Source organism: Blastococcus sp. MG754426 (genome assembly GCF_021699055.1).
GTDB lineage: Bacteria > Actinomycetota > Actinomycetes > Mycobacteriales > Geodermatophilaceae > Blastococcus.
This window is the reverse complement of the sequence record NZ_SSXC01000068.1, coordinates 1-24,333: the sequence shown is the minus strand read 5'-3', so window position 1 is coordinate 24,333 and position 24,333 is coordinate 1. Positions and strand designations below refer to the sequence as shown.

28 protein-coding genes and 1 tRNA gene are annotated in these 24,333 nt (G+C 75.6%); 8 read left to right on the top strand and 21 right to left on the bottom strand.

All coding sequences use genetic code 11. From position 1 onward, the window contains the following. The first annotated feature begins 177 nt into the window (after window positions 1–177). Window positions 178–639 (top strand): SRPBCC family protein, encoded by a 462-nt coding sequence (locus E9549_RS18005; RefSeq protein ID WP_236827971.1) that lies wholly within the window; start codon window positions 178–180, stop codon window positions 637–639. Between the two features lie 57 nt (window positions 640–696). On the opposite strand, the gene E9549_RS18000 is transcribed toward E9549_RS18005, so the two are convergent. Genes E9549_RS18000 through E9549_RS17985 form a run of 4 tightly spaced genes read right to left on the bottom strand, consistent with a single transcriptional unit; the run spans window position 697 to window position 4,946 of the window. Next, a complete protein-coding gene (locus E9549_RS18000; protein WP_236827970.1) occupies window positions 697–957 on the bottom strand; it encodes an HPr family phosphocarrier protein in 261 nt (86 codons plus the stop codon). Window positions 958–1,004: 47 nt separating this feature from the next. After that, window positions 1,005–3,128: a fructose-specific PTS transporter subunit EIIC gene (locus E9549_RS17995; protein ID WP_236827969.1), complete on the bottom strand. Its 2,124-nt coding sequence runs from the start codon at window positions 3,126–3,128 to the stop codon at window positions 1,005–1,007. A gap of 19 nt (window positions 3,129–3,147) precedes the next feature. Continuing rightward, entirely contained in the window at window positions 3,148–4,179 is a 1,032-nt protein-coding gene (locus E9549_RS17990) for a 1-phosphofructokinase family hexose kinase (protein WP_236827968.1), read from the bottom strand. After that, on the bottom strand, window positions 4,176–4,946 hold the full coding sequence (locus E9549_RS17985) for a DeoR/GlpR family DNA-binding transcription regulator (protein WP_236827967.1): 771 nt from the start codon (window positions 4,944–4,946) through the stop codon (window positions 4,176–4,178). Before E9549_RS17985 ends, E9549_RS17990 begins: the two co-directional genes overlap by 4 nt. Before the next feature lie 152 nt (window positions 4,947–5,098). Between E9549_RS17985 and E9549_RS17980 the strand changes: the two genes are divergently transcribed. From E9549_RS17980 to E9549_RS17970, 3 genes are all read left to right on the top strand, one after another. Further along, window positions 5,099–6,799 (top strand): putative PEP-binding protein, encoded by a 1,701-nt coding sequence (locus E9549_RS17980; protein WP_236827966.1) that lies wholly within the window; start codon window positions 5,099–5,101, stop codon window positions 6,797–6,799. Between the two features lie 133 nt (window positions 6,800–6,932). Beyond that, window positions 6,933–7,082 carry a hypothetical protein gene (locus E9549_RS17975; RefSeq protein WP_236827965.1) on the top strand — a complete coding sequence of 50 codons (150 nt, stop codon included), beginning with the start codon at window positions 6,933–6,935 and terminating at the stop codon, window positions 7,080–7,082. Window positions 7,083–7,240: 158 nt separating this feature from the next. Next, window positions 7,241–9,334, top strand: coding sequence for a sensor domain-containing diguanylate cyclase (locus E9549_RS17970; RefSeq protein ID WP_236827964.1), 2,094 nt, complete (start codon window positions 7,241–7,243; stop codon window positions 9,332–9,334). A 4-nt stretch (window positions 9,335–9,338) separates the two neighbouring features. On the opposite strand, the gene E9549_RS17965 is transcribed toward E9549_RS17970, so the two are convergent. The 12 genes from E9549_RS17965 to E9549_RS17915 form a co-directional block, all read right to left on the bottom strand. After that, window positions 9,339–10,172 (bottom strand): tyrosine-protein phosphatase, encoded by an 834-nt coding sequence (locus E9549_RS17965; protein WP_236827963.1) that lies wholly within the window; start codon window positions 10,170–10,172, stop codon window positions 9,339–9,341. Continuing rightward, window positions 10,169–11,071 (bottom strand): 3-methyladenine DNA glycosylase, encoded by a 903-nt coding sequence (locus E9549_RS17960; protein WP_236827962.1) that lies wholly within the window; start codon window positions 11,069–11,071, stop codon window positions 10,169–10,171. The genes E9549_RS17965 and E9549_RS17960 overlap by 4 nt, the downstream gene beginning before the upstream one ends. Window positions 11,072–11,157: 86 nt before the next feature. After that, a complete protein-coding gene (locus E9549_RS17955; RefSeq protein WP_236827961.1) occupies window positions 11,158–11,310 on the bottom strand; it encodes a hypothetical protein in 153 nt (50 codons plus the stop codon). After that, window positions 11,307–11,558, bottom strand: a complete 252-nt coding sequence (locus tag E9549_RS17950; protein ID WP_236827960.1) for a hypothetical protein — start codon at window positions 11,556–11,558, stop codon at window positions 11,307–11,309. The genes E9549_RS17955 and E9549_RS17950 overlap by 4 nt, the downstream gene beginning before the upstream one ends. 157 nt (window positions 11,559–11,715) lie before the next feature. After that, window positions 11,716–13,560, bottom strand: a complete 1,845-nt coding sequence (locus E9549_RS17945) for an acyl-CoA dehydrogenase (RefSeq protein ID WP_236827959.1) — start codon at window positions 13,558–13,560, stop codon at window positions 11,716–11,718. A 138-nt stretch (window positions 13,561–13,698) separates the two neighbouring features. Next, entirely contained in the window at window positions 13,699–14,073 is a 375-nt protein-coding gene (locus E9549_RS17940; RefSeq protein ID WP_236827958.1) for a lipopolysaccharide assembly protein LapA domain-containing protein, read from the bottom strand. Continuing rightward, complete coding sequence (locus E9549_RS17935; protein ID WP_236827957.1) at window positions 14,070–14,240, bottom strand: hypothetical protein; 171 nt, start codon at window positions 14,238–14,240, stop codon at window positions 14,070–14,072. Before E9549_RS17935 ends, E9549_RS17940 begins: the two co-directional genes overlap by 4 nt. Before the next feature lie 139 nt (window positions 14,241–14,379). Next, window positions 14,380–14,805 (bottom strand): hypothetical protein, encoded by a 426-nt coding sequence (locus E9549_RS17930; RefSeq protein WP_236827956.1) that lies wholly within the window; start codon window positions 14,803–14,805, stop codon window positions 14,380–14,382. Window positions 14,806–14,820: 15 nt separating this feature from the next. Then, window positions 14,821–15,447, bottom strand: a complete 627-nt coding sequence (locus tag E9549_RS17925; RefSeq protein WP_236827955.1) for a TetR/AcrR family transcriptional regulator — start codon at window positions 15,445–15,447, stop codon at window positions 14,821–14,823. Window positions 15,448–15,596: 149 nt separating this feature from the next. Next, the gene (locus E9549_RS23535) at window positions 15,597–15,731 is read right to left on the bottom strand and encodes a hypothetical protein (RefSeq protein WP_255716072.1); all 135 of its coding nucleotides are present in this window, start codon (window positions 15,729–15,731) and stop codon (window positions 15,597–15,599) included. 89 nt (window positions 15,732–15,820) lie between these two features. Further along, window positions 15,821–15,976 carry a hypothetical protein gene (locus tag E9549_RS17920; protein ID WP_236827954.1) on the bottom strand — a complete coding sequence of 52 codons (156 nt, stop codon included), beginning with the start codon at window positions 15,974–15,976 and terminating at the stop codon, window positions 15,821–15,823. Between the two features lie 63 nt (window positions 15,977–16,039). Further along, window positions 16,040–16,963 carry a PfkB family carbohydrate kinase gene (locus E9549_RS17915; protein ID WP_236827953.1) on the bottom strand — a complete coding sequence of 308 codons (924 nt, stop codon included), beginning with the start codon at window positions 16,961–16,963 and terminating at the stop codon, window positions 16,040–16,042. A 104-nt stretch (window positions 16,964–17,067) separates the two neighbouring features. On the opposite strand from E9549_RS17915, the gene E9549_RS17910 reads away from it, so the two are divergent. The 4 genes from E9549_RS17910 (at window position 17,068) to E9549_RS17895 (ending at window position 19,924) form a co-directional block, all read left to right on the top strand. Continuing rightward, a complete protein-coding gene (locus E9549_RS17910; protein ID WP_236827952.1) occupies window positions 17,068–17,409 on the top strand; it encodes a DUF3140 domain-containing protein in 342 nt (113 codons plus the stop codon). Window positions 17,410–17,415: 6 nt separating this feature from the next. Further along, complete coding sequence (locus E9549_RS17905; protein WP_236827951.1) at window positions 17,416–18,120, top strand: methyltransferase domain-containing protein; 705 nt, start codon at window positions 17,416–17,418, stop codon at window positions 18,118–18,120. 73 nt (window positions 18,121–18,193) lie between these two features. Continuing rightward, window positions 18,194–19,222, top strand: a complete 1,029-nt coding sequence (locus tag E9549_RS17900; protein ID WP_236827950.1) for a type III polyketide synthase — start codon at window positions 18,194–18,196, stop codon at window positions 19,220–19,222. A gap of 66 nt (window positions 19,223–19,288) precedes the next feature. Beyond that, entirely contained in the window at window positions 19,289–19,924 is a 636-nt protein-coding gene (locus tag E9549_RS17895) for a response regulator transcription factor (RefSeq protein ID WP_236827949.1), read from the top strand. Window positions 19,925–19,930: 6 nt separating this feature from the next. On the opposite strand, the gene E9549_RS17890 is transcribed toward E9549_RS17895, so the two are convergent. The 5 genes from E9549_RS17890 to E9549_RS17870 all read right to left on the bottom strand — a co-directional run. Further along, the gene (locus tag E9549_RS17890; protein ID WP_236827948.1) at window positions 19,931–21,556 is read right to left on the bottom strand and encodes a GAF domain-containing protein; all 1,626 of its coding nucleotides are present in this window, start codon (window positions 21,554–21,556) and stop codon (window positions 19,931–19,933) included. A 192-nt stretch (window positions 21,557–21,748) separates the two neighbouring features. Beyond that, a tRNA-Gly gene (locus E9549_RS17885) sits at window positions 21,749–21,822 on the bottom strand. A 52-nt stretch (window positions 21,823–21,874) separates the two neighbouring features. Then, a complete protein-coding gene (locus E9549_RS17880) occupies window positions 21,875–22,843 on the bottom strand; it encodes a methyl-accepting chemotaxis protein (RefSeq protein ID WP_236827947.1) in 969 nt (322 codons plus the stop codon). Between the two features lies 1 nt (window position 22,844). After that, complete coding sequence (locus tag E9549_RS17875) at window positions 22,845–23,423, bottom strand: PAS domain-containing protein (RefSeq protein WP_236827946.1); 579 nt, start codon at window positions 23,421–23,423, stop codon at window positions 22,845–22,847. A gap of 179 nt (window positions 23,424–23,602) precedes the next feature. Continuing rightward, on the bottom strand, window positions 23,603–24,333 hold a 731-nt coding region (locus tag E9549_RS17870), incomplete at its 5' end, for an IPT/TIG domain-containing protein (protein ID WP_236827945.1).

Below are 24,333 nucleotides of genomic sequence, written 5' to 3'. Positions count from 1 at the left end.
CGGGAGATCAAGCGCTGCCTCAAGCGCTACATCGCCCGCGAGCTCTACCGACGCCTCGAATCACCACCCGCAGCGGCTTGACCCGGCATAGGAGCGTCCTGGCGTTCCCACGTGTCGGCCGGGCGCCGGTCGGGTAGGTGGGGCACGACCGATCAAGCGACACGAGGAGCTGAGAACGTGGCCAGCGTGCAGGAGTCCGTCGACGTCGACGTCCCGATCCGCGTCGCCTACGACCAGTGGACGCAGTTCGAGACGTTCCCGCAGTTCATGGGCGGGGTCGAGAAGATCACGCAGATCGACGACACCCACACCCACTGGGTCACCAACATCGACGGCGTCAAGCGCGAGTTCGACGCCGAGATCACCGAGCAGCACCCCGAGGAGCGGGTGGCCTGGACCAGCACCAGCGGTGAGGCCAAGCACGCCGGTGTGGTGACGTTCCACCGCCTGGACGACGCGAAGACCCGCGTGATGATCCAGATCGACTGGGAGCCCGAGGGCCTGGTCGAGAAGGCCGGCGCAGCACTCGGCTTCGACGACCGTCAGGTCAAGGCCGACGCGAAGAAGTTCAAGGAGTTCATCGAGAGCCGGGGCAACGAGACCGGTGCCTGGCGCGGTGACGTGCAGCGCCCCAGCTGATCCCGGACCACGACGGCGCCCACCCCACGGGGGCGGGCGCCGTCGGTGTCTCTCGGCTCACTCCGCGTCGAGGTCCTGGGCCACCAGGTCGGCGATGCGGGTGACAGCTGCCTGGTCCTCGCTGGAGACGACGACCTCCGAGCCCTGTTTCGCGCCGAGAGTCATGATCATCAACGGCGATCCGGCGTCCACCGGGTTGCCGCCCGGGGTGGCCAGGGTGACGGGCACCCCGGCCTGCCCGACGGCCTCGGCGATCAGTGCGGCCGGGCGGGCGTGCAGCCCCACCCGGGAGCCGACGGTCACGGTCTGACTGGGCATGTGTCCTCTTTCTCGCTGTCGTGCGGGGGGTGGTCGCAGCGTGGCGGTCAGGTCGTGCCGGCGCGCGCCGGCACGGGCGTCGGGCTGTGCGCGTGCGCCAGGTCGACGGCGTCCTCCGGGGCGTCGTCGGCATCGCTGCGCCCGACGCTCTTCGCGACGGTGACCGCGAGGCCACCCACGACGGCGCCGATCGCGATGGCCAGCAGCCACAGCAGGAAGTTGCTGATCGCGAAGAAGACGAACACCCCGCCGTGCGGCGCCCGGGCCTCGATGTCCAGGACGGCCACGAGAGCGCCGGTGGTCGCGCCGCCGAGCATCATCGACGGGATCACGCGGACCGGGTCGGCCGCGGCGAAGGGGATGGCGCCCTCGGAGATGAACGAGAGACCGAGCAGCCAGGCCGCCTTGCCGTTCTCGCGCTCCGCGGCGGTGTAGAGCCGCGAGCGGACCGCGGTGCTGAGCGCCATGGCCAGCGGCGGCACCATCCCGGCGGCCATCACGGTCGCCATGATCGTGAACGAGCCGCTGGTCTGCGAGGCCAGCCCGGCGGTGGCGAAGAGGTACGCCGCCTTGTTGACCGGGCCGCCCAGGTCGAAGCACATCATCAGGCCGAGGATGATCCCGAGCAGGATGGCCGAGGACCCGCTGAGGCCGTTGAGCCAGTTCCCCAGACCCTCGAGCGCCGCCGCCAGCGGGCGGCCCAGCAGCATCACCATGATCCCGCTGGAGATCAGCGTCGCCAGCAGCGGGATGATCACGACGGGCTGCAGCCCGCGCACGCCGGAGGGCAGCTTCCAGCGGCTGATCCACAGGGCCACCAGGCCGGCGAGGATGCCGCCCACCAGGCCGCCGAGGAAGCCGGCGCCCACGGTCAGGGACACCGCCCCGACGACGAAGCCGGGGGCGATGCCCGGCCGGTCGGCGATGGCGTAGGCGATGTAGCCGGCCAGGGCCGGGACGAGGAAGGCGAACGCCGCCTGGCCGAGGACCGTGCAGACCGCACCCAGGTAGCCGAGGATCCCGAAGCGGAGCTCCTCGGTGCTGTCGCCGACCGGGAGGTCGAGCAGCGAGTTGTTCAGCACCCAGCTCAGCGCGTAGCTCTGGCCGTCGGCGTCGGGGTTGCCGCTGACGATCTGGTAGCCGCCGAGCGCGAACCCCAGCGCGATGAGCAGGCCGCCCGCCGCGACGAACGGGATCATGTAGCTGACGCCGGTGAGCAGCCAGCGGCGGATCTCGGTGGCCGTTCCCGGTCGCCCCCCGCCGCCGGACGGGGCCGCGGCGCCCGAAGCGCTGCCGGGCACGCGGCGCGCGCTCGGGTCGTGCGCGGCGGCCAGCGCCTCGCGGATCATGGCGTCGGGTTCGTTGATGGCCCGCTTCGTGCCGCTCTGCACGAGCGGCTTGCCGGCGAACCGGTCCTGGTCCCGCACCCCGACGTCGACGGCGAAGATGACGGCGTCGGCGGCGCGGATGACGGCCGGGTCGAGCGGGGTGGACCCCGAGGAGCCCTGCGTCTCGACGTGGACGTCGACCCCGGCGGCCTCTCCGGCGGCGGCCAGCTTGTCGGCGGCCATGTAGGTGTGCGCGATGCCCGTGGGGCAGGCGCTGACCACCACGACGCTCGCGCGGGCGGCGGGCTCCGGCGGCGGCCCCCCGGAGGGCACCGCGGCCGGGGCGGTCGCCGCCGAGCCGGCGGTCGCCCCGGCCGGTGCGGTCGCGGGCGCCGGGGAGACGACCTCCTCGACCAGCGCGACGATCTCCGCGTCCGAGGTCGCCGACCGCAGCGAGGCGACGAACTCCGGCCGCACGAGGGCGCGAGCCAGCGCGGTCAGGAGGGTGAGGTGGTCGGCATCGCCGTGGGCGGGGGCCGCGATGAGGAAGGCGAGGTCGGCAGGGCCGTCGGGGGCGCCGAAGTCCACCGCCGGGGAGAGGCGGGCGAAGGCGAGCGACGGCTCGGTCACCGCCTCGGAGCGGCAGTGCGGGATCGCGATGCCCCCGGGCAGGCCGGTCGCCGCCTGCGCCTCACGGGCCAGGACGTCGCCCCGCAGGGCGTCGGCGTCGGTGGCCCGGCCGGCGGCGGCGACCAGTTCGGCGAGCCGGCGGACGACGGCGGCCTTGTCCGTCCCGAGATCGGCGTCGAGCGCGACCAGGCCGGGGGTGATCAGTGCGGGCATGGGTCCCCTCCCGGAGGGGTCAGAGGGCGTCCCGGCCGGCGGCCGGGACGGGGTTCGGGGCGATGGGGTTCGTGCTGCCGGGGAGCCCGGCGGTGACCCGTACTGCTGGACCGTCCACCTGGGCCGGGGTGGGGACGGCGGATCCGGGGAGCGACGCACTGGCCGCTCCGTAGGCGACGGCGTTGCGCAGCCGCTCGGCCGGCGGCTCGCCGGCGAGGGAGGCGAGGAGGTGCCCGGCGAGGCTGCAGTCGCCCGCGCCGACCGTGCTGCGGACGGTCACCCGCGGCGGACGGGCCGACCAGAGCTCGCCGTCGGCCGTGGAGAGGAGCGCGCCGTCCGCGCCGAGCGTGAGCAGCACCTCGGCGACGCCGCGATCGTGCAGCGAGCGCACCGCGGCGAGCATCGCGGCCGGGTCGTGGAGCACGTCGTCCTCGGTGAGAGCGGCGAGCTGGGCCAGCTCCTCGGCGTTCGGCTTCAGGAGGTCGGGGGCGGCGTCGGGTCCCGCGGCCAGCAGCGCGACCAGCGGCGCCTCGCTGGTGTCCACGGCGATGCGTGCCCCGGTGTCCCGGAGCGAACGGACCAGGTCGGCGTACCAGTCGGCCGGTGTCGACGGCGGCAGGGAGCCGGAGAGGACGACCCACTCCGCTGCGGCGGCGTGCCCGTGCAGGACACCGCTGAGCGCGCCCCGCGACGTCTCGGTGAGCGGGGCGCCCGGCTCGTTCAGCTTCGTGGTGGTGCCGGCGGGGTCGACCAGGGTGTAGTTGGTCCGCACCGGGGCCCGGACGGGAACCGTGGCCAGCTCGAGGCCGAGGCCGCGCAGCGCCGTCACGATCGGGTCCGACGCCGCCGCCGGGAGGATCGACACCACGTCGCCGCCCGCCGCGGCGATGGCGCGGGCCACGTTGACGCCCTTGCCCCCCGGTTCGGTGCTGGTGCCGGCCAGTCGCACGATGCCGCCCTGGACGAGCGGGCCGGGCAGCTCCAGCGTCCGGTCCAGGCTGGGGTTGGCCGTCAGGGTGACGACGCGGCCGGACCTCCTCGGGCCGGTCACGCGAGCACCACCTCGACGCCGGCCTTCTCCAGCTCGGCCACCACCCCGGGATCGGCCTTGCCGTCGGTGACCAGGACGTCGACGTCCTCGATCGCGGCATACCGCACCAGGTGCTCGCGGCCCAGCTTGCTGCTGTCGGCGAGGACCACCACCCGCTGCCCGGCCCGCACCATGGCCCGCTTCACCGCCGCCTCCGCGTCGTCCGGCGTGGTGAAGCCGTGGTCGGGGGTGATGCCGTTGGCGCCGAGGAAGGCCACGTCGACGCGCAGCTCGGCGAGCGCGCGGACGGTCGTCTCGCCCACCGCGCACTGGGTGACACCGCGGACGCGGCCGCCCAGCACGTGCAGCGTGACGCCGCCGGTCCCGGAGAGCCGGGAGGCGATGGGGACCGAGGAGGTGACGGCGAGCAGCCGGCGGTCGGCGGGCAGGAGCTCGGCGAGGGCGGCCGTCGTCGTCCCGCCGTCCAGGACGATGCTGCCCTCCGGGCCGGGCAGGAGTGCCAGGGCCGCTGCGGCGATCGCGCGCTTCTCCTCGCCGTGCGTGCGGTGCCGTTCGCCCAGGCCCGGCTCGACCAGGGTGAGGGCGCCGGCCGGCACGGCTCCGCCGTGCACCCGGCGCAGCATGCCGGCCCGCTCCAGGACGGCGAGGTCGCGACGGACGGTCTCCGTCGTGACGCCGAACTCCTCGGCCAGGGCGGCGACGGCCAGCCGGCCGCGGTCGGTCACCAGCGCCGCGATCGCCTGCTGGCGTTCCTCGGGATAGAGCACGGGCCCTCCGGGACGGTCGGCGGTGGTGTTCGAATCTGTGGATTCGGTGTTGTGCTTGTGTTGTTTTACGTCCGATCCGTTGACAAGTCAACAGGAATTCGTGACGCTGATCACGCCACCCGCCCTCCCGTGCCACGCCCAGCGAGGTCCCCATGTCCAGCACCGTCTCCCGGCCCGCGACCGCGGGTCCTGCCGTCCTCACCGGCACCCCGGTGGTCCCGGGCGCTGCCGTCGGACCCGTCGTGCGGCCCGTCGGGGTGATCCGCCTGCCCACCGACGACGGCGCCGAGGTGCCCGTCGCCGAGCGGGAGCCGGAGAAGGCCCGCTACGGCGCGGCCGCCGAGACGGTGGCCGAGCGGCTCACCTCGCGCGCCGCGGCGGCGACCGGGGTGAGCGCGGAGGTGCTCAGCACCACGGCGGGCATCGCGCGCGACCGGGCGCTGCGCACGGCGGCGGAGCAGCGGATCGACGCGGGCGCCCCGGCCGCCGTCGCCGCGGTGCAGGCCGCGCAGCAGTTCATGGACATGTTCGCGGCGCTGGGCGGCCTGATGGCCGAGCGCGTGCCGGACGTGCGCGACGTCCGCGACCGGATCGTCGCCGAGCTCACCGGTCAGGGCGAGCCCGGCGTCCCCGCGCCGGACGTGCCGTCGATCCTGCTCGCCGACGACCTCGCGCCGGCCGACACCGCGGGCCTGGACCCGGCGCGGATCCTGGGGCTGGCCACCCGCCTGGGCGGCACGACCAGCCACACCGCGATCATCGCCCGCCAGCTGGGCCTGCCCTGCGTCGTCGGCGTCGGCGGGTTGGACGCGGTCCCCGCCGGGGCCACGGTGCTCGTCGACGGCGAGCAGGGCACGGTGACGGTGGACCCCGAACCGGAGCAGGCGCGGGCGCGCGTGGCTGCTGCCCGGCTGGCCGCGGATGCGCTGGCCGCCTACCGGGGTCCCGGGCGCACGAAGGACGGGCACGTCGTCCAGGTGCTGGCGAACGTGCAGGACGGTGCCGGGGCCCGGGCCGCCGCCCGTGCACATGCCGAGGGCGTCGGGCTGTTCCGCACGGAGCTGGCCTTCCTGGGCCGCGCGGAGGAGCCCTCGGTCGAGGAGCAGGCGACCGGGTACGCCGAGGTCCTGGCGGCCTTCCCGGGCCGGAAGGTCGTCGTCCGGACGCTCGACGCGGGATCGGACAAGCCGCTGGCCTTCGCCACCCCACCCGACGAGGCCAACCCTGCCCTCGGTGTCCGCGGCCTGCGTGTGGCCCGCCGCGACCCGGGGCTGCTCGAGCGCCAGCTCGACGCGATCGCCGAGGCGGCGGCGCGGACGGCCTCGACGCCCTGGGTCATGGCGCCGATGGTGGCCACCGTGCCGGAGGCCGCCGGTTTCGCGGCCGCCGTGCGCGGGCGGGGGCTGGTGCCCGGCGTGATGATCGAGGTGCCCTCGGCCGTCCTGCACGCCGAGCGCTTGCTGGCCCACGTGGACTTCCTGTCCATCGGCACCAACGACCTGTCCCAGTACGCCCTCGCCGCCGACCGGCTCTCCGCCGATCTCGCCGAGCTCACCGACCCGTGGCAGCCGGCGCTCCTCGAACTGGTGGCGCTCACGGCGGCTGCCGGTCGGCGGGCCGGGAAGCCGGTGGGCGTCTGCGGGGAGGCCGCCGCCGACCCCCTGCTGGGGTGCGTCCTCGTCGGGCTCGGCATCACCTCGCTGTCCTGCGCCACGTCCGCTGTCGCCGGTGTGGGTGCCCGCCTGTCCACCGTCGAGCTCGATGCGTGCCGGCGTGCTGCCGAGGCGGCGCTGGCGACCGACGAGCCGCTGGCGGCCCGCACGGCCGCGCGGGAGGCCCTCGCCGGGACGTGACGACTCTCACCCGGTGGGGTGACGAACCTTCGGTGACTCCTCATGACGGCCGACGTTTCGACGGATTAGAGTCATAGACGCCTGCGTTACTACGGCTGCAGGCGAGACACTCCGACGAAAGAGGCAGTAAGCGATGAGCAGCGTGACGGCCAGCTGGCGGCGGCGTCGGCAGGTGGCGCGTACCCGGCGGGCCCTGGACAGGGCGCTGGCCCGCACCAGCAGCCCGGCGATGCGGGACGAGCTCCTGACGATGGCGAACGGCAACCACTTCCTCGGCCGCTGAGCCCCGGCCGCGCCCCGCGCGGCCCGTAGAACCGACCCCGGTCTCCCTTCAGGGACCGGGGTCGCGTGCGTTCCGGAGCAGGCCCCCGACCTGCGACCGCCTCACCCGAACCGGTCGGTTCCGCTCAAGCAAGGCCCGGGCGCGCCGATCACCGACCCGTGGGCACAGGAGAACCCGGCAGCGGCGGCGCGACCGCCGCGCCACCGGACGAGCCGCGGGAGACCCCGGGCATCACCGTGGTCGGGCTGCTCGCCTACGTCCGCCGGCACGGTGGGGACGAGGCCGTCGCCGCGGTGCTCGCCCGGGCCGGCCTGGGCGACGTCGCCGACCAGGCGGCGGACCAGGCCCGCTGGTGGAGCTACGACACCCGGATCCGGCTCTTCGAGGCGGCGACCGAGGTCCTGGGCGACCCCGGGACGATGTTCCACGTGGGCACGGCCGCCCTGCGCAGCGGCCTCGGGCACTCCCTCCTCCTCGTCCTGCGCGCGCTCGGCACCCCCCGGCAGGTGTTCCGCCAGCTGCCGCGCGCGGCAGCCAAGTTCACCACCGTCTCCCGCATGGAGGTCCTCGAGACCACCGCGACGTCGGCGACCGTCGCCCTGCACCTGGCCGACGGCTACGCACACTCGCCGCTGGACTGCGCGTACGCGCGGGGCCTGGCGGTGATGGTGCCGGTGATCTTCGGTCTGCCCCGAGGCGTCCTGGCGCGTGCCGAGTGCTGCGTCGACGGGACCCGCACCTGCGTCTACCGCCTGACCTGGGAGCGTCGCTCGCTCCTGCGCCGCCGGCGACCGGACGCCGGCGGGGCCGATCCCGAGCGCGCGGCGCTGCGGGGGCAGTTGCGCACCCTCCAGTCGGCCGCCGCCGACCTCGTCGCCGGCGAGGAGCTGGACACGGTCCTGCGCCGCATCGTGACCCGAGCGGGAGAGGCGGTGCTCGCCCCGGCACACCTGCTCGTGGTCACCGCTCCGGACGGCGGTCCGCCGCTGGTCCACGGCGCCGGCATCCCCGCGGCCCGGCTGCCCGGCCTGGCCGAGCGCATCCTGGCCGGCGACGACCTGGGCCGCACCGCCGTGGTGGTCGACGTCGCCTCCGCACGTCGCCGGCACGGCAGGCTGGCCGCGATCTACCCCTCCGCCGACGGCGAGATGGCCGACGAGCAGGCCATGCTGGCCGCTTACGCCGGGCACGCCGCCGCGGCGATCGACCTGATCACCGCCCTGGAGGCCGCCCGCACCGAGGCCGACCGGGCCGGGGCCCTGCTGGAGCTCTCGCACGAGCTCGCCGGCGCGGCCGACCCCGCCGAGGTCGCCGAACTGGTCACCGCCGCGCTGCTGCGGGTCGTCGGCTGCTCCCGGGCCAGCCTCCTGCTGTGGGACGCCGGTGCCGGGCTGCTGCGGACGTCCGCGACCGCCGGCTTGTCCGACGAGCAGGCGGCGGTCATGCGCTCGGCCGCGCTGCGCCCCGAGGACATCCCGGAGCTGATGGGGCTGCTGACCGACCGGGACCCGCTCGTCCTCGACGCCGCGACGTCCAGCCCTCCGCTCCGCGCCCTCCTGCGCGGTGTGGGTAGCGCGCGGGTGGTCGCCGTCCCCCTGCTCGCCGGCTCGGCGTTCCTCGGGGTGGCGACGGCCGGCTGGCCGGCTGCCGCGGCGCCCGCTGAGCCCGGCGGGGACGTGCTGGCGCGGCTGTGCGGTGTCGCCGACCAGGCGGCCACGGCGCTCCAGAAGGCCCGGCTGCTGGACACCGTCCGGCACCAGGCCACGCACGACGCCCTGACCGGCCTGCCCAACCGGGTGCTGTTCGCCGAGCGGCTGGAGACTGCGCTTGCCGGCGCGGGAGCCGGCGGCGGTCTCGGCGTGCTCTTCTGCGACCTGGACGGCTTCAAGGCCGTCAACGACTCGCTCGGTCACGCTGCCGGCGACGAGCTCCTGCGCCAGGTGTCGGCGCGGCTGCGCGCCGCCGTGCGCCCGGAGGACACGGTGGGCCGGCTCAGCGGCGACGAGTTCGCCGTCGTGCTCCCCGACCTCGCCGGGGACGGCGACGCGCGGGCGGTCGCCGACCGGATCAGGGCCTGCTTCGACGAGCCGTTCCGCCTGGAGGGCACCCCGGTGCGGGTGGGCACCAGCGTCGGCGTCGCCGTGCTCGGTGCGGACGGCGGGCGGGACGCGGACGCGCTGCTCCGCCAGGCGGACGCGGCGATGTACCGCGAGAAGCAGCGGCGGGCCGGGCCGGCGCCCGCCGCCCGCTGACCCCTCACCCCCGCAGCCGCGCGCGCAGCGCCCCCTGCTCGTCGGCGCCGAAGCCGTGCGCGTGCAGCCAGCCCGTCGGGCCGTCGAACCGCTCGTCGAGCAGGGCCAGCAGCCGTTCCATCGTCTCGGCCCGCGGGGTGTGGCTGGCGACGTCCCGGGTGACCATGTCCTCGGCGTACGTGGGGGAGGCGGCCAGCTTCGCCACCAGCGCGTCGATGATCTCGGCGGTCAGCGCGTAGTCGGCGACGATCTCCTCGTGCGGCACGCCGGCGACCGCGAGCGCCAGCGCGCAGACCACGCCGGTGCGGTCCTTCCCTGCGGCGCAGTGCACCACCGACGCCCCGCCCGGGGCCCGGGTGAGCGCCCGCAGCGCCCCGACGACGTTCTCCGAGCGCTGGCCGAGGTACCCGAGGTACGAGCGCACGGCGGGCGGCTCGCCCTCGTCGTGCGCCGCGACCTGGCGGGGCAGCAGCGACTCGGCCCAGCCGGCCCCGAGGTCCAGCTGCGGGTCCTCGTCCTCCACCGCGAAGACGTCGGTGTGGTGGCCCCGCTCGGGCAGCAGGGTGAAGTGCCGGTGGGTCACCTCGGGGACGGCGCGCAGCGGACCGCGCCCCTCGAGCAGGATCTCCGCCGTGGTGCGCAGGTCGACCACCTGGCGCAGCCCGAGCTCACCGACCAACCGCCGGACGTCGGCGTCGGTGAGCGTCTGCAGGTTGTCGCTGCGCAGGATGCGGCCGCTCGCCGTCCGCCCGCCGTCGCTGGTGGGCAGCCCGCCCAGGTCACGCATGTTCGTGGTGCCGTCGAGCCGGATCCAGCGGTGGGCGTGCGGAGAGGTCACGGCTGCGACGGTACGGCGTCGCCCGGGACGTCGGCGAGGAGCGCCGAGCACACCGCGATGAGCCGTCGCCGCAGCTCCGCGCCCCGGGCGGTGAACCCCCGCTGCGCGGCCGCGTACGCGGCCTTGCCCTCCGGCGTCTCGACGGCGACCGGCTCGTACCCGTGGTCGCGCAGGTCGTACGGCGAGGCCCGCATGTCCAGTTCCCGGATCTCCACGGCCAGCTCGAAGCAGTCGGCGACCAGCTCGCCCGGGGTGGCGGGGCTCAGCTTGTAGGCCCACTTGTAGAGGTCCATCCCCGCGTGGAGGCAGCCCGGTTGCTCCAGCCGGAGCTGGTCCTCGCGGGTGGGCTGGAGCCGGTTCCGCGGCGCGGCGGCCGGGGTGAAGAACCGGAAGGCGTCGTAGTGGCTGCACCGCACGGGGTGCGCCTCGACGACGGCGTCGGTCCCCGCCCGGCCCAGGCGCAGGGGGACGGGGTGCCGGGTGCCGGTGTCGCGGTAGACCATCGCCCACTCGTGCAGGCCGAAGCACCCCGTGAACGCCGGGCGGGACGCCGTCGCCTCCAGCAGGCGGTGGACGAAGCGCACGGTCCCGCCGCGGTCGCCCAGGAAGGCCCGGGTGTCGAGCTGCACGGCCGCACCGTCGCGGACGTACCAGCGCCGGCCCTCGTGCGGCGCAGGGGCCGCGAGGGCGACGCCCGCACCGGGGTGCCAGCGACGCAGCCGGCCCGGGGTCTCGGAGTAGTAGGTGAAGAGGAAGTCCAGGACCGGGTGGGTCTCCCCGCGGAGGCGGCGCTCGCGGTGGGGGGTCGCCCACCGGTCCACCCGCTCCTCGTGGGCAGCGGTCCGGGCCTGCCACTCGTCGGCCGTCAGGACCGGCGGCTGTTCGAGGGGCGGCTGCACCCGCTCAGGGTAGGAGCCCCTCCGGGGACGGGGGCCGTGATGCCCGGCGCCGACCGGCTGTCGGCCGGAGGCGGTGGTCGTCCCCCTCAGTCGGCCTCGTTGCCGGGGCGGGTGACCGAGTCGTCCTGCTGGGCCTCGTCGTCCGTGGTGAGCGTGACGTCGTCGGCGTCCGTCGGGGCGGCGGCGTCGCCGGTGGTGTCGGGGGACTCGCGGTACCCCGTCGGCTGCGATTCGCTCATCGGCCGTCGTCCCCCGATCGCCCGGTCGGGCCCGCGACCTCACCGGAGGCGCCGGCCCGGGTGGCGCGCGCGACGTCGCCGTCCGCGCGGGCGGGCAGGTCGTCCCCCTGGGCGGCGTCCCGCTCGACGCCTTCCTCGGCGGTCAGCGGCACGTCGTCGAAGGAGGAGGCGAGGTCGCTGTTGGCCCCCGTGCCCGACGCGGTCGGTACGTCCTGCTGGATGCGGTCGCTGCCCTGCGGATCGGTCATGCCGGCCTCCTGTCCGTCGGCTGTCCTCTCGCCCATGCCCGTCGTCGTCTGCCCCAAACGACCGAGGCCGCCTCCCGGTGGGGGAGACGGCCTCGGCGCGAGGACCCGGTGCGTCAGGGGGACGGCACCTGGTGGCGGTGCCGTCCGGAGGACGACGTCAGAAGGCGGCCTCGTCGACCGCCATCAGGGCGTTGTCGGTGGCCTCGACGATCGCCCGCTCGCCGGCCAGCCTCGGCAGCACCTGGGTGGCGAAGAAGCGGGTGGCCGCGAGCTTGCCCTCGTAGAAGTGGCGGTCCTTCTCGCCGACCTCGCCCGACAGCGCGGCCAGGGCGACCTCGGACTGGCGGACCAGCAGCCAGGCGGTGATCAGGTCGCCGGCGGCGAGCAGGAGGCGGGAGGTGTTCTGCCCGACCTTGTAGAGGCTGGTCATGTCCTCCTGCGCCGCGGTGAGCTGGCCGAACATCGCCGTCAGCATGCCCTGCACGTCGGCGAGCGCGGTCGCCAGCAGCGCCCGCTCCTCCTTGAGCCGCCCGTTGCCGGCCTCGGCGTCGATCGTGGCCTGGATCTGGCCGGCCAGCCAGGTCAGCGCCACGCCGCCGTCCTTGACGATCTTCCGGAAGAAGAAGTCCTGGCCCTGGATCGCCGTCGTGCCCTCGTAGAGGGTGTCGATCTTGGAGTCCCGGATGTACTGCTCGATCGGGTAGTCCTGCAGGTAGCCCGAGCCGCCGAGGGTCTGCAGCGACTCGCTCGTGAGCAGCTGGGTGGCCCGCTCGGAGCCGAAGCCCTTCACGATCGGCAGCAGCAGGTCGTTGACCCGCTCGGCGAGCCGCGCCTCCTCGCTGTCGGCGGTGCCGGCGGCCTGCGCCTCGGTGACCTGGTCGCGGAAGCTCGCGGCGTACAGGTACAGGGCGCGCATGCCCTCGGCGTAGGACTTCTGCAGCATCAGCGAGCGGCGGACGTCGGGGTGGTGGGTGATGGGAACGCGCGGGGCGTCCTTCGACGTCGCCGTCAGGTCGGCGCCCTGGACGCGGTTCTTCGCGTAGTCCAGCGCCACCTGGTAGCCGGCCGAGAGGGTGGCGATCGCCTTGGTGCCGACGAACATCCGGGCGTACTCGATGATCTTGAACATCTGCGCGATGCCGTCGTGCACCTCGCCGACCAGCCACCCCTGGGCGGGGACGGGGCCGTCGCCGAAGGTGACCTCGCAGGTCGTGGAGACCTTCAGGCCCATCTTCTTCTCCACGTTGGTGACGTAGGCGCCGTTGCGCTCGCCCAGCTCCCCGGTCTCGAGGTTCACGTGGAACTTGGGGACGACGAACAGCGACAGCCCCTTGGTGCCCGCCTTCGCGCCCTCGGGGCGGGCCAGGACGAGGTGGATGATGTTGTCGCTCAGGTCGTGCTCGGCGGAGGTGATGAAGCGCTTCACGCCGGTGATGTGCCAGGAGCCGTCGGCCTGCTGCACGGCCTTCGTCCGGCCGGCGCCCACGTCCGAGCCGGCGTCGGGCTCGGTGAGCACCATGGTGGCGCCCCAGCCCTTCTCGATCATCAGCCGGGCGAGCTTCTTCTGCTCCTCCGTGCCGAGGTCGAACAGCGTCTGGGCGAAGCCGGGGCCCGAGCCGTACATGAAGACGGCGGGGTTGGCGCCGAGCACCATCTCGTAGGCGGCCCAGGTCAGCGCCGCGGGGGCGCCGAAGCCGCCGAGCTCCTCGGAGAGGTCCAGCCGCCACCACTCGCCGTCGGTGAGCGCCTGCACCGACCTCTTGAAGGACTCCGGCAGGGTCACCGAGTGGGTCGCCGGGTCGAACACCGGCGGGTTGCGGTCGGCGTCGGCGAAGGAGGCGGCGATCGGCCCCTCCGCCAGCTTGCGGATCTCGGCCAGCACACCACGCGCGGTCTCGGCGTCCATCTGGGCGAACGGCCCGGTGCCGAGGCGGTCCTTGGTGTCGAGGAACTCGAACAGGTTGAACTCGAGGTCCCGCAGGTTGGCGGTGTAGTGCGTCATGGCGCTCTGGGCTCCCGTGCTCCGTGCCGGCGTGCGGCCTGTTGCTACTCGCGAGTAACAAACGCTATTACTCGCGGGTAGCAACGGCAAGCACCCCGGCCGCGGACACCCGGGAACCGGGCGCCTGACCCGGAGGGGTCAGCGCTTGCGGCGCCGAGCGCGCGTCACCGCACCGGCCAGCCACACCAGCAGGCCGCCCAGCGCCGCCGCGACCAGCAGGGCGACGACGAGCGGGCCCTCCACGTCGGTGAAGACGAGGCTGATCTGCACCGACTGGCCGTTGAAGACCACGAAGAGCACGAGCACGACGGTGACGAAGATCAGCAGGGCCAGCGCCAGCGAGCGGCCGATGGCGCGCCCGGTGTGCCGTTCCCGGGCCGGGGCCGGCTGCTGGGGCGGCCGCTCGGCGGTGCCGCCCGGCTCGGTGGCGGGGTCGCCGGAGGTCGGGGAGCCCAGGCCGACGCTCAGCGGGTCGCGCTGCGTGCCGGCGGGGTCCCGTCCGGGGCCGGTCACCGGGCGTCCGGTTCGGTGTCGGCGGGCGGGTAGGCCGGGCCGGCGATGCCGTCGGCCGGGCCTTCGGTGGCGCCCAGGGAGTCGCGGTCCTCGCCGGGCGCCTTCTGCGCGCCGAGCGGCTGGGCCTCGCGGTCGGATCCAGCGTTGTTCTCGTCCGGCATGGTCATGCGCAGTGATCTTCCCGCCGTCGCGGGCGGGGAAACGGGGAGGCCGCCGGCCCCTCCCCCGGTTCGGTGCGACATCGGCGCTCTCGGGCCGTCGGGGAGCGCTTCGGCCCGAGATCGCCGATGTCGGGGATCCTCGCCGTCAGTCGGCCAGCGCCGGGCCGGCCTGGTGCGCCGGGTGGCCGTCGGTGCGCTCCCGCTGCTTCATGCGGGCCTCGAACACGTGCCGGTCGCCGCCCGCGAGCTCGTCCCGGGCCCGGGCGTCGTAGTCGCGGAAGGTGCCCCAGTAGTTCTCGTCGAAGTCCTCGACGATCTGGAAGGTCCACCGGTCGGCGATGACGTTGCGCCCCACCAGGTCCCGGTCGAGGTCGTCGGCGAGCCGGGCGGCACCGGCGGCCCGGAAGAGCTCGACGGACTCCTGCAGGAGACGGTCGGCCTTGCCGGTCAGCTGGTGGAAGGCGTACAGGAAGCCCCGGGCCTGGTCGACGGTCTCCAGGGCCTCGGACAGCTTGCCGAGCGCCTCCACGGTCCGGTCGTCGAGGTCGGGGCGGGTGCGGTCGTCGGTCACCGGCCCATCCTGCGGTCAGGCGCGGGCGACCGCGATCTCGATGAGCCGCTCGGCCAGCTGCCGGCCGTGGGCGGCGGGGCCGTCGGGGCCCAGCAGCCCGCCCGACAGGTACATGCCGTCGATGATCAGGTGGACCTGCGCGGCGAGGTCCTCGCCGTTCCCCGGCACGATCTCGTCGGCGAGCCGCTCCAGGCGGGCGTGCAGCTCGAACTTGTAGTCGGCCGCGGCGCTGCGGGCGGGGTGCTGCGGGTCGTCGTACTCGCTGCTCACGTTGGTGAACGGGCAGCCGCGGAACCCGGTGCGGGTGACGTCGCGCTCGACGGCGTCGACGACCGACAGCAGCGCCGCCCGCGGGTCGCCCTCGAGCCGCTCGAGCTCGGCGTCGATGAACGCGAGCACGGTGGCCGCCTTGCGGCTGAGGTACGCGCCGACCAGGTCGTCCTTGCTCTTGAACAGCCGGTAGACCGTCATCTTGCCCAGGCCGGTCTCCCGGACCAGCTCGTCCATGCCCACGCTGCGCGAGCTGCGCCCGGCGAAGAGCCGCTCGGCGGTGTCCAGCACGATCGCCTGCCGCTCGGCGCGGCTGCGGCGAACCGGCGCCGTGGCGTCGTCTGCGGTGGACAGGGGCATGGCGGCGGTCACGCCAGCGATCGTGCACCAGGTCGTGACGGAGCAGTTCGCGGCACGCCGACCCTGCTCGCTGTGGGTGACGAGAGGCCCCAGGGCTCCGCGGGGCGCCGGGGGAAGGAGGTGACGGTGTGGCGACGCTGCGTGACGGCGACGCCGCGGGGTCAGGCCCGGCGGGTGCGCCGGGGGTTGGCCAGCAGCCGGGCGACGGCCCGCGCCGCGGCGTCGGACGAGGAGTCGCCCCGCGCCTCGTCGCTCGGCTCGTGGGTGTCCCGGGCGTGCTGCAGTTCGTCAGCCATGGGCCGAGGCGTGCCCGGGCGGTGACGGCGGGAAACCGGCGCGCGCCGACCAGGGGGTGAGACGTCGGTCACCGCGGCCGGGTGCCCGGTCAGGTGTCCGGGGTGTCGGCGCCACCGCCGGCGGTGTCGGTGCCGCCCTCGGCCGGTTCCTCCGGGTGCGGCGTGCGGCCGCTGCCGGGCTGCTCGCCGGCCGGGTCCCCCTCGGCGCGCTCGGCGCTGCGGGGCGTGCGGTGGGATTCGCTCATCGCGGGTTCCTCCTCCGTGGGTCGGGGAGCCTGTGCCCGGTCCGGCGGCGCGGAAACCGGCGGTCAGCCCACCGGCATGGCCAGCGGCACCCGTGGGAGCAGGTCGCGCAGGGTCTCCTCGTCGGGCAGCGCACCGCGCGCTCCGGCGCCGGTGGTCGACGACGCCGCGGCCGCGACGGCCTGCCGGACGGCGGTGGGCAGGTCGGCGTCGGTGGCCAGCGCCTGCCCCAGCGCACCGCAGAAGCAGTCGCCCGCCCCGGTGGTGTCGACGGCGGTCACCGGCGGCGGCGCCTGCAGCAGGGCCGGCCCGCCCGCGGGGACGACCAGGGCGCCGCGCGCGCCCAGCGTGACGACGACGGCGCCCGCCGTCACCCGGCGGGCGAGCTGCACGAGCTCGCCGGGTGAGCGCTCCCCGGGGTCGGCCCCCGCCAGCAGCACCAGTTCGTGCTCGTTCGGGACCAGCACGTCGACCCGCTCGAGCAGGGCGGCCGGCAGCGCGGCGGGCGGCGCCGGCGTCAGCACGACGGTGCCGGTCGCGGCCCGGGCCGCCGCCTCCACCGCCGGCAGCGGCACCTCCAGCTGCAGGAGCACCACCCGCGCGGACCGCACCGACGGGACGTCGACGTCCTCCGGCGCCAGCTCGGCGTTGGCGCCGGGCACGACGACGATCAGGTTCTCGCCGCTGCCCGCCTCCACGGGGATGGTCGCGGTCCCGGTGGGGGCGCCGGTGGTGCGCAGCACCCGGCTGACGTTGACGCGGGAGGAGGCCAGCGCCGCCAGCTGCCGGTCACCGGCCGGGTCGTCGCCCACCCGGCCCACCATGTGCACGCCGCCCCCCAGGACGCCGGCCGCGGCGGCCTGGTTGGCACCCTTCCCGCCCGGGGCGAGCGCGGAGTCGCGGGCCACGACGGTCTCCCCCCGGCCGGGCAGCCGGTCGACGGAGACGAGGACGTCCTCGTTCAGGCTGCCGACGACGGTGACGGACACGGGGACCTCCGGGGACGGGACAGGGGTACCAGCAGTACCAGACGCCCCGTTTCCGCCGGCCGGCGCGGCGGTACCGGGGAGGCGACCGACCGAGCGGAGGAAGCATGGCGAGCGACGACCCCGACACCACCCGGCGGGAGTTCGGCGAGGCGGTCAACATGACCGCGGGCGAACTCGAGCAGTGGCTGGCGACCGAGGAATCGCGGTCGGTCGGGCAGAAGGACGGCGACGGCGAGTCCACCGGTCACGCGTCGGGGCGGCGGATCGTCGAGCTGCTGCGCACGAAGAAGGGCGACCTCGACGACGACGACCTCGCCCACATGCGCAAGGTGCACGGCTACGTGGCCCGCCACCTCGCCCAGCGGCCGTCCCAGGAGGACGTCGAGACCTCCCGGTGGCGCTACAGCCTGATGAACTGGGGGCACGACCCGCTCAAGGAGGGATAGGCCCCCGTGCGAGAGACCGCCCTGCCGCGCAACGACCCCGCCCAGTACGACGACCTCGCCGACCAGTGGTGGCAGCCCGCGGGCGGGTTCGCCGCCCTGCACTGGCTCGCCGCCTCGCGCGCCGAGCACATCCCGCCGGCGAGCGGCAGCGCCCTGCTGGTCGACCTCGCCTGCGGCGGGGGGCTGATGGCCCCGCACGCGGCACGGCTCGGGTACCGGCACGTCGGGGTGGATCTCGGGTTCGAGGGGCTGCGGACGGCGCGGGCCCACGGCGTCCTGCCGGTGCGCGGCTCGGTGCTCGCCGTCCCGCTGGCCGACGGCTGCGCGGACGTCGTCGTCGCCGGCGAGATCCTCGAGCACGTCGAGGACGACGTCGCGGTGCTCGCCGAGTGCGCCCGCCTGCTCCGGCCGGGCGGCGTCCTGGTCGTCGACGCGCTGGCCGCCACCCGCATCGGCCGGTTCCTCATGGTCACCGTGGCCGAGCGGCTGCCCGGCGGCCCGCCGCCGGGGATCCACGACCCGGCCCTCTTCGTCGACCGCGCCCGGTTGCTCGCCGCCGCCGACCGGCTGGGCCTGGAGCTGCGCCTGGTCGGGCTGCGCCCGTCGCTTCGCGACGCCGTCGCCTGGCGGCTGGGCCGCCGCGACTCGGTGCGGATGAGACCGATCCGGTCCACGGCCGTCGTCTTCGCCGGTTACGGGCGCAAACGGTGACCGGGCGACGCCGGGGCCGCGCACGTACCGTCGGCGGCATGATCCCGAGCAGGGCGGCCGTGGGGCCGCGGTCGTGACCGCCGCCGTCCTCACCGGGGCCGGCGCCGCACTGCCCACCACCCTGGAGCAGGAAGCCGCCTGGGACGGGTTCTTCGCCACCCACTACGAGGGCGTGCGCGCCGCCCGAAGGATCTTCCTCGGCGCGGGGGTCGACCGCCGGCACGCGGTGGCCAACCCCATGGACGAGGACCTCAGCGGCTGGGGCACCGGCGCACGGATGGCCCGGTACGTCCAGGAGGCGCTGCCGCTCGGCAAGCAGGCGGTGGCCGGCGCCCTGGACTCCGCCGGGCTGGCCCCCGGCGACGTCGGGCTGTTCGCCGTCGCCACCTGCACCGGCTACGCGACGCCGGGTCTGGACATCCGGCTGGCCAGCGACCTCGGCATGCCCGCGGGGCTGCAGCGGCTGCTCGTGGGGCACATGGGCTGCTACGCGGCCATCCCGGGGCTCGCGGCCGTCGGCGACTTCGTCACCGCGCGGTCCCGGCCCGCGGTGCTGCTCTGCTGCGAGCTGACCAGCCTGCACGTGCAACCGGCCCAGGCCGACCTCGAGCAGGTGGTGGCGCACGCGCTCTTCTCCGACGCCGCCGCGGCCGTGGTCGTCGAGCCCGGCGCGGGGCGCGGCCGCCGGCTGGCGGGGGTGGTGGCGCGCACCGACGCCTCCACCGCCGACCACATGACCTGGGACGTCACCGACCTCGGCTTCCGCATGGGGCTCTCCCCGCGGGTGCCCGACGTGCTGTCGCGGCACGTGGGCGACGTCGTCGACGAGCTGCTCGCCGGGGCCGGGCTGCGCCCCGAGGACGTCGCCGGCTGGGCCGTGCACCCGGGCGGCCCGCGCATCATCGACGTCGTCCGCGACGAGCTGGGGCTGCGCGAGGAGCAGGTCGGGGCCTCCCGCCGGGTGCTGGCCGAGCACGGCAACTGCTCGTCGGCGACGGTGCTGCTGGTGCTGCAGGAGCTCGCCGACGTCGACGGCCCGGTCGTGGCCATGGCGTTCGGGCCGGGGCTGACCCTCTACGCCGCGCTGCTGCTCCCGGCCTGACCCTGGGCGCGGGGGCCCGCCGCGCCCTAGGCTGCCCTCCCGAGGGATCGCGGGAGGAGGCCGCCCATGGCAGCGCCACCGCCGACCGTGCGGGTGTTCCTGGTCGACGACCACGAGGTGGTGCGCCGCGGGGTGGCCGACGTCCTCGAAGAGGACCCGGCCGTCTCCGTGGTGGGGGAGGCCGGCTCCTGCGCCGAGGCGCTGGCCCGCGCCCCCGCCGTCCGCCCGCACGTCGCCGTCCTGGACATGCGGCTCCCCGACGGGGACGGCGCCTCCCTCTGCCGCGACCTGACCGCCCGTCTCCCGGGCCTGCGCTGCCTGGTGCTCACCAGCTACGCCGACCGGGCGGCCCGCGACGAGGCCGTCCGGGCCGGCGCGGCGGGGTTCGTGCTCAAGCAGGTGCGCGGCTCGGCGCTGGTGCAGGCGGTGCGCACCGTGGCGGCGGGCGGCACCCTCCCCGAGATCGGGCCGCCGCCGCGACCGCGGTCGGGGGGTGACCGGCTCGCGGTGCTCACCGACCAGGAGCGCACCGTCCTGGCGCTCATCGGGGAGGGGCTGACCAACCGCCAGATCGGCGAGCGGATGGGGCTGGCCGAGAAGACGGTGAAGAACTACACCAGCCACCTGCTGGCCAAGCTGGGGCTCGAGCGCCGCACCCAGGCCGCGATCCTCGCCACCGAGCTGCGCGACGGGCGCCGCTGACGCCGGTCAGCCCGGCAGCGGCACGGTCCACCGGATCTCGGTCCCCGAGGTCCCGGTGGAGATCTCCAGCCGGCCGCCCCGGCGCTCGGCGCGGTCGGTGAGGTTGGCCAGGCCGCTGCGCACGGTGACCGCCGGCAACCCACCGCCGTCGTCGGTGACGACGACGCGCACCTCGTCGCCCAGGGCCACGCTCACCGTCACGCGGGTGGCGCCGGCGTGCCGCAGCACGTTGGTGACCAGCTCGCGGACCACGGCCACCACGTCGCCGGCCAGGTCCGGCGGCAGGTCCTCGACCTCGCTCCGCACCCGCAGGTCGGGGCGCAGCCCGTGCCCGTCGATCACCGACCGCACGACCTCGGCCAGCCGTCGCCGGACGGCGTCCGACGAGGAGTCCTGCGCGCCGTGCAGCTCGAAGATGGACGCCCGGATGCGGGCGATCGTCCCGTCGAGCTCGTCGACGTGCCCGGCGATCCGGCCGGCGACGTCGGGGGCGGTCTCCCCCAGCGAGCGGCCCAGCCGGTCCAGCGCCAGGGCGGTGGCGAAGATCCGCTGCACCACGTGGTCGTGCAGGTCGCGGGCGATGCGGTCGCGGTCGGCCTGCACCTGCAGCCGCCGCTCGCGCAGCTGGCTGCGGACCAGGCGCATGGCGACGGTGGCGTGGGTGACGAAGGCGGAGGCCGGTTCCAGCACCGCCGGGTCGAACGGGGGCCGGGTGCGCACGCGCAGCGCGACCAGGGTGGTCGGCGGGGACGGGCCGCCGAGCGGCAGGTAGAGGGCGGGGCCGTACCGGTCGGTGAACTCGCCGATCACCGGGGCGTGCGTCGCGCCGGGCTGCGTGCTGGCGACGTCCTCGACCAGCACGGGCGTGCCGGAGCGGTGCGCCTCCCCCAGGCGGGTGCCGGTGAGCGGGATGCGCACGCCCTCCGAGTCGGCAGCCTCCGGGCCGACGGCGGCGCTGATGATCAGCGTGCCCTCGTCGCCGGGCACCGGGACGAGGATGCCGACGGCGTCGGCGCCGGCGAGCTCGGCGACGCGGCCGGCCGCGTCGCGCAGCACCTCACCGGTCGTCCGGCCCGACAGCAGGGCGGTCGCCAGGTCCGTGCCGGCCTGCGACCACGCCCGGCGCTGCTCCGCGTGCTCGAGCAGGCGGGCGTTCTCGATGGCCAGCCCCGCCACCGCCGCCATGGCCCGGGTGATCTCCAGGTCGGCGGGGGTGAACTCGCCGCCGGTGCGCTTCTCGGTGAGGTACAGGTGGCCGAAGGCGGAGTCGCGGGCGCGCACCGGCACGCCGAGGAAGGACCGCATCGGGGGGTGCCCCGGGGGCACGCCGACCGAGGCGGGGTGGGTGCTCAGGTCGCCCAGCCGCAGCGGCGTCGGGTCCTGGACGAGCAGGCCCAGGATGCCGTCGCCCGCGGGCGGCCGGCCGATGCGCCGGTGGTCGTCGGCGTCCATGCCCACGGTGACGAACCGGTCCAGCGCGCTCCCGTCGGGGGTGAGCACGCCCAGGGCGCCGTAGCGGGCGTCGACGTGCCGCACGGCGACCGCCACGATCTCGTGGAGGGTCGCCTCGAGCTGCCCGCCCGAGGCCGCGGCCAGGACGGCGGCGGTCAGCGCCGCGGCGTCGTCGCTCACCGGGAGGACCGGCGGTCGGGCGGGGGCACGGCCTGACCGTAGGAGCGCGGCCCCCCCGGGGGAAGCGCTGCGGCCATCGTGGGGCACGAACTGCACGTTCCCCAGGGACCAAGGGCCCGGTTCCGTCCGGGACGGGGCCGTACCGGGGCGGGGATGGGTCGAGGCCCCGGTCGCAGCGACCGGGGCCTCGGGTGGAGCGGGTGACGAGAATCGAACTCGCACTGTCAGCTTGGGAAGCTGATGTTCTACCATTGAACTACACCCGCGAACGGCGCCGAGACTACCTGGTCGCCCCGCCGCCGCGACAGCCGCCCTCCCTCAGCGCCGCATCTCGGCCAGGAAGCCGGTGGCCTCCGAGCGCAGTTCCTCGGCCATCCGGGAGAGCCCGGTGACGTCGTCGTGGCCGGTGTTGAGCGACGCCGAGCCGTCCACCGCGGCGGCGATGCCGTCGACCAGCCCGTTCATCTCGTCGACGGTCGAGCTCACGCTGCTCATCACGGCCGCGACGTCCTCCGACGCCTGCCGGATCTGCTCCACCTGCGCGGTGACCCGCTCGGTCGCGCGGCCGGTCTGGTCGGCGAGGTCCTTGACCTCGGAGGCCACGACGGCGAACCCCTTGCCCGCCTCGCCCGCGCGGGCCGCCTCGATGGTGGCGTTGAGCGCCAGGAGGCGGGTCTGCGCGGCCACCGAGTCGATCAGCGCGATGATCTCCTTGATCTCGGCCGACGAGCGGGTGAGCGAGCCGATGGTGTCGCGGGCGGTGCCGACCTCGGCGCTGGCCGCCGACGCGGCCTGGGTCAGGCCGGACGCCGAGGCGCTGAGCTCGGTCGCCGCCGTCGCCACCTGCTCGGACATCGACAGGACCACGGACTCGAAGTCGTCGGCCAGCCGCAACCGGCTGCTCTGCGCGTCGGTGACCCGCCCGGCGGTCTCCTGCATCGCGGCGCGGGCGTCGTTGATGTCGACGGCGGTGCGGCGGAAGGAACCCAGCAGGCCCGTGGTCAGCAGCCGCCGGTGGAACCGCCCGTCGGCCGCCGAGCTCAGCGCGGCCGACGACTCGCGCACGAAGGCGTCGGAGACGTCGAGCGCCCGGTTGAGCGCGTGGTGCAGGGCGACCAGCTCGGGCACCTCCTCGGCGGCCGGGTCGATCCGGCTGCGGGCCTCGAGGTCACCGCGGGCGGCGGCCTCGCAGGCCGCCGTCAGCTGGCGGACGAAGGCGCGGTGGAGAGCGAGCTCCGCGGCGTCGGACCGCCGTGCGCCCTCGCCGCGCGCGGTGCGCAGGCCCATGTCAGCTCTCCTCGCGGTTGATGATCGACCAGATGAACTCCTCGTAGCCCTGCCCCTGCTCGGCGAGGACCTCGTCGAGCAGGGCGGAGGAGGCGGCGACCGCGCTGCGCGCGTTCGGGTGGCGGCGCTCCTCGGCGAGCAGCCGCTGGTAGAGGGGCAGCACCCGCTGGACGGCGCCCCGGGCGGGCCGGCGGCGGTTGGAGTGGTAGCCGACCACGGTGCCGCTCGCGTCGTAGGACGGCGTGACGTGCGCCAGCACCCAGTAGTGGCCACCGTCCGCCGCGAGGTTGTTGATGTAGGCGAAGACCTCCTGGCGGGCGCCGAGCGTGTCCCACAGCAGCTTGAAGACCGCGCGGGGCATCTCCGGGTGCCGGATGAGGTTGTGCGGCTGACCCAGCACGTCGTCGAGCCCGTAGTCGCTCACCCGCAGGAAGACGTCGTTGGCGTAGGTGATGATGCCGCGCAGATCGGTCTTCGACACGATCAGCTCGTCGGCGGCGAAGGGCCGTTCGCGCCCGGTGGGGCGGACGGCGGCACGGCTGCCGCGCGGGGCCGGTGCCGCCGGTCGGGTGTCGAGCACGTGAGGGGTCTCCCTGGGATTCGTCCGATCTCGTGCTCTACATCGGCAGACCGGGGGAGATGCGTACGGGCCGAAGGTCCCGTCCCGGCGGGTCGTCCGGAACTGCACCGCGCCCCGTCCGCATGGGGAAGTCGGACGGGGCGCGGTGGCTCAGGGGCGCCGGCGCGGCGCGGCGGGCGTCAGAGGGCGACGCCGGTGCACGAGGAGGCGCAGCCCACCGACCAGATGCCGCCCAGCGCGGCGAACCGGTCGGAGCGGACCAGCCGCTCCCCGTGGGGGCCGGTGCGCACCGCCGGAGCGGCGTCCGGTCCGGTGCCGACGCCGGGGGTGCCCGGTGCCGGGTTGCTGGGCGTTCCTGGTGCCGGGGTTCCCGGTGCCGGCGTGCCCGGTGCCGGCGCCGTCCCGCCGGGCGTGCTGCCGGAGGGGTCGTCAGCCGTGGCGTCGGCGTAGGTGAGCGCGCCGGCGAGCACCGTGGACCGGCCGTCCCGGGCGAGGACGGAGACGTCGTAGGTCCCCGCCGCACGCGCCGGGACCCGGACGCTGAGGCTCGTGGCGCTGCTGTGCACCACCGTGGCGGTGGCCGACGAGCCGATGCGGACCGTCGGCGTGCTCGGCAGCGACAGGCCGGTGATCGTCACCAGCGTCCCGCCCGCGGAGTCGACCAGGTTCGGGCTCAGCGAGGTGATGCGGAACGCGCCCACCTCCGGGTAGGTCGTCGTCCGCGACGGCGACGGCGCGGTGTCGGGTTCGGTGCCGCCCGGTGCGGTCGTCCCCGGGGTCCCGGGGGTCGGCGTCGTGGTGCCCTCACCCGGGCCGCCCGGAGCAGTGCCGCCGGGAGACGGCGCGGGCGCCGGGGTGGCCGGGGACGGCGCGGGCGCCGTGCCGGGGTCGGTGCCGCCCGGGGTGGGCG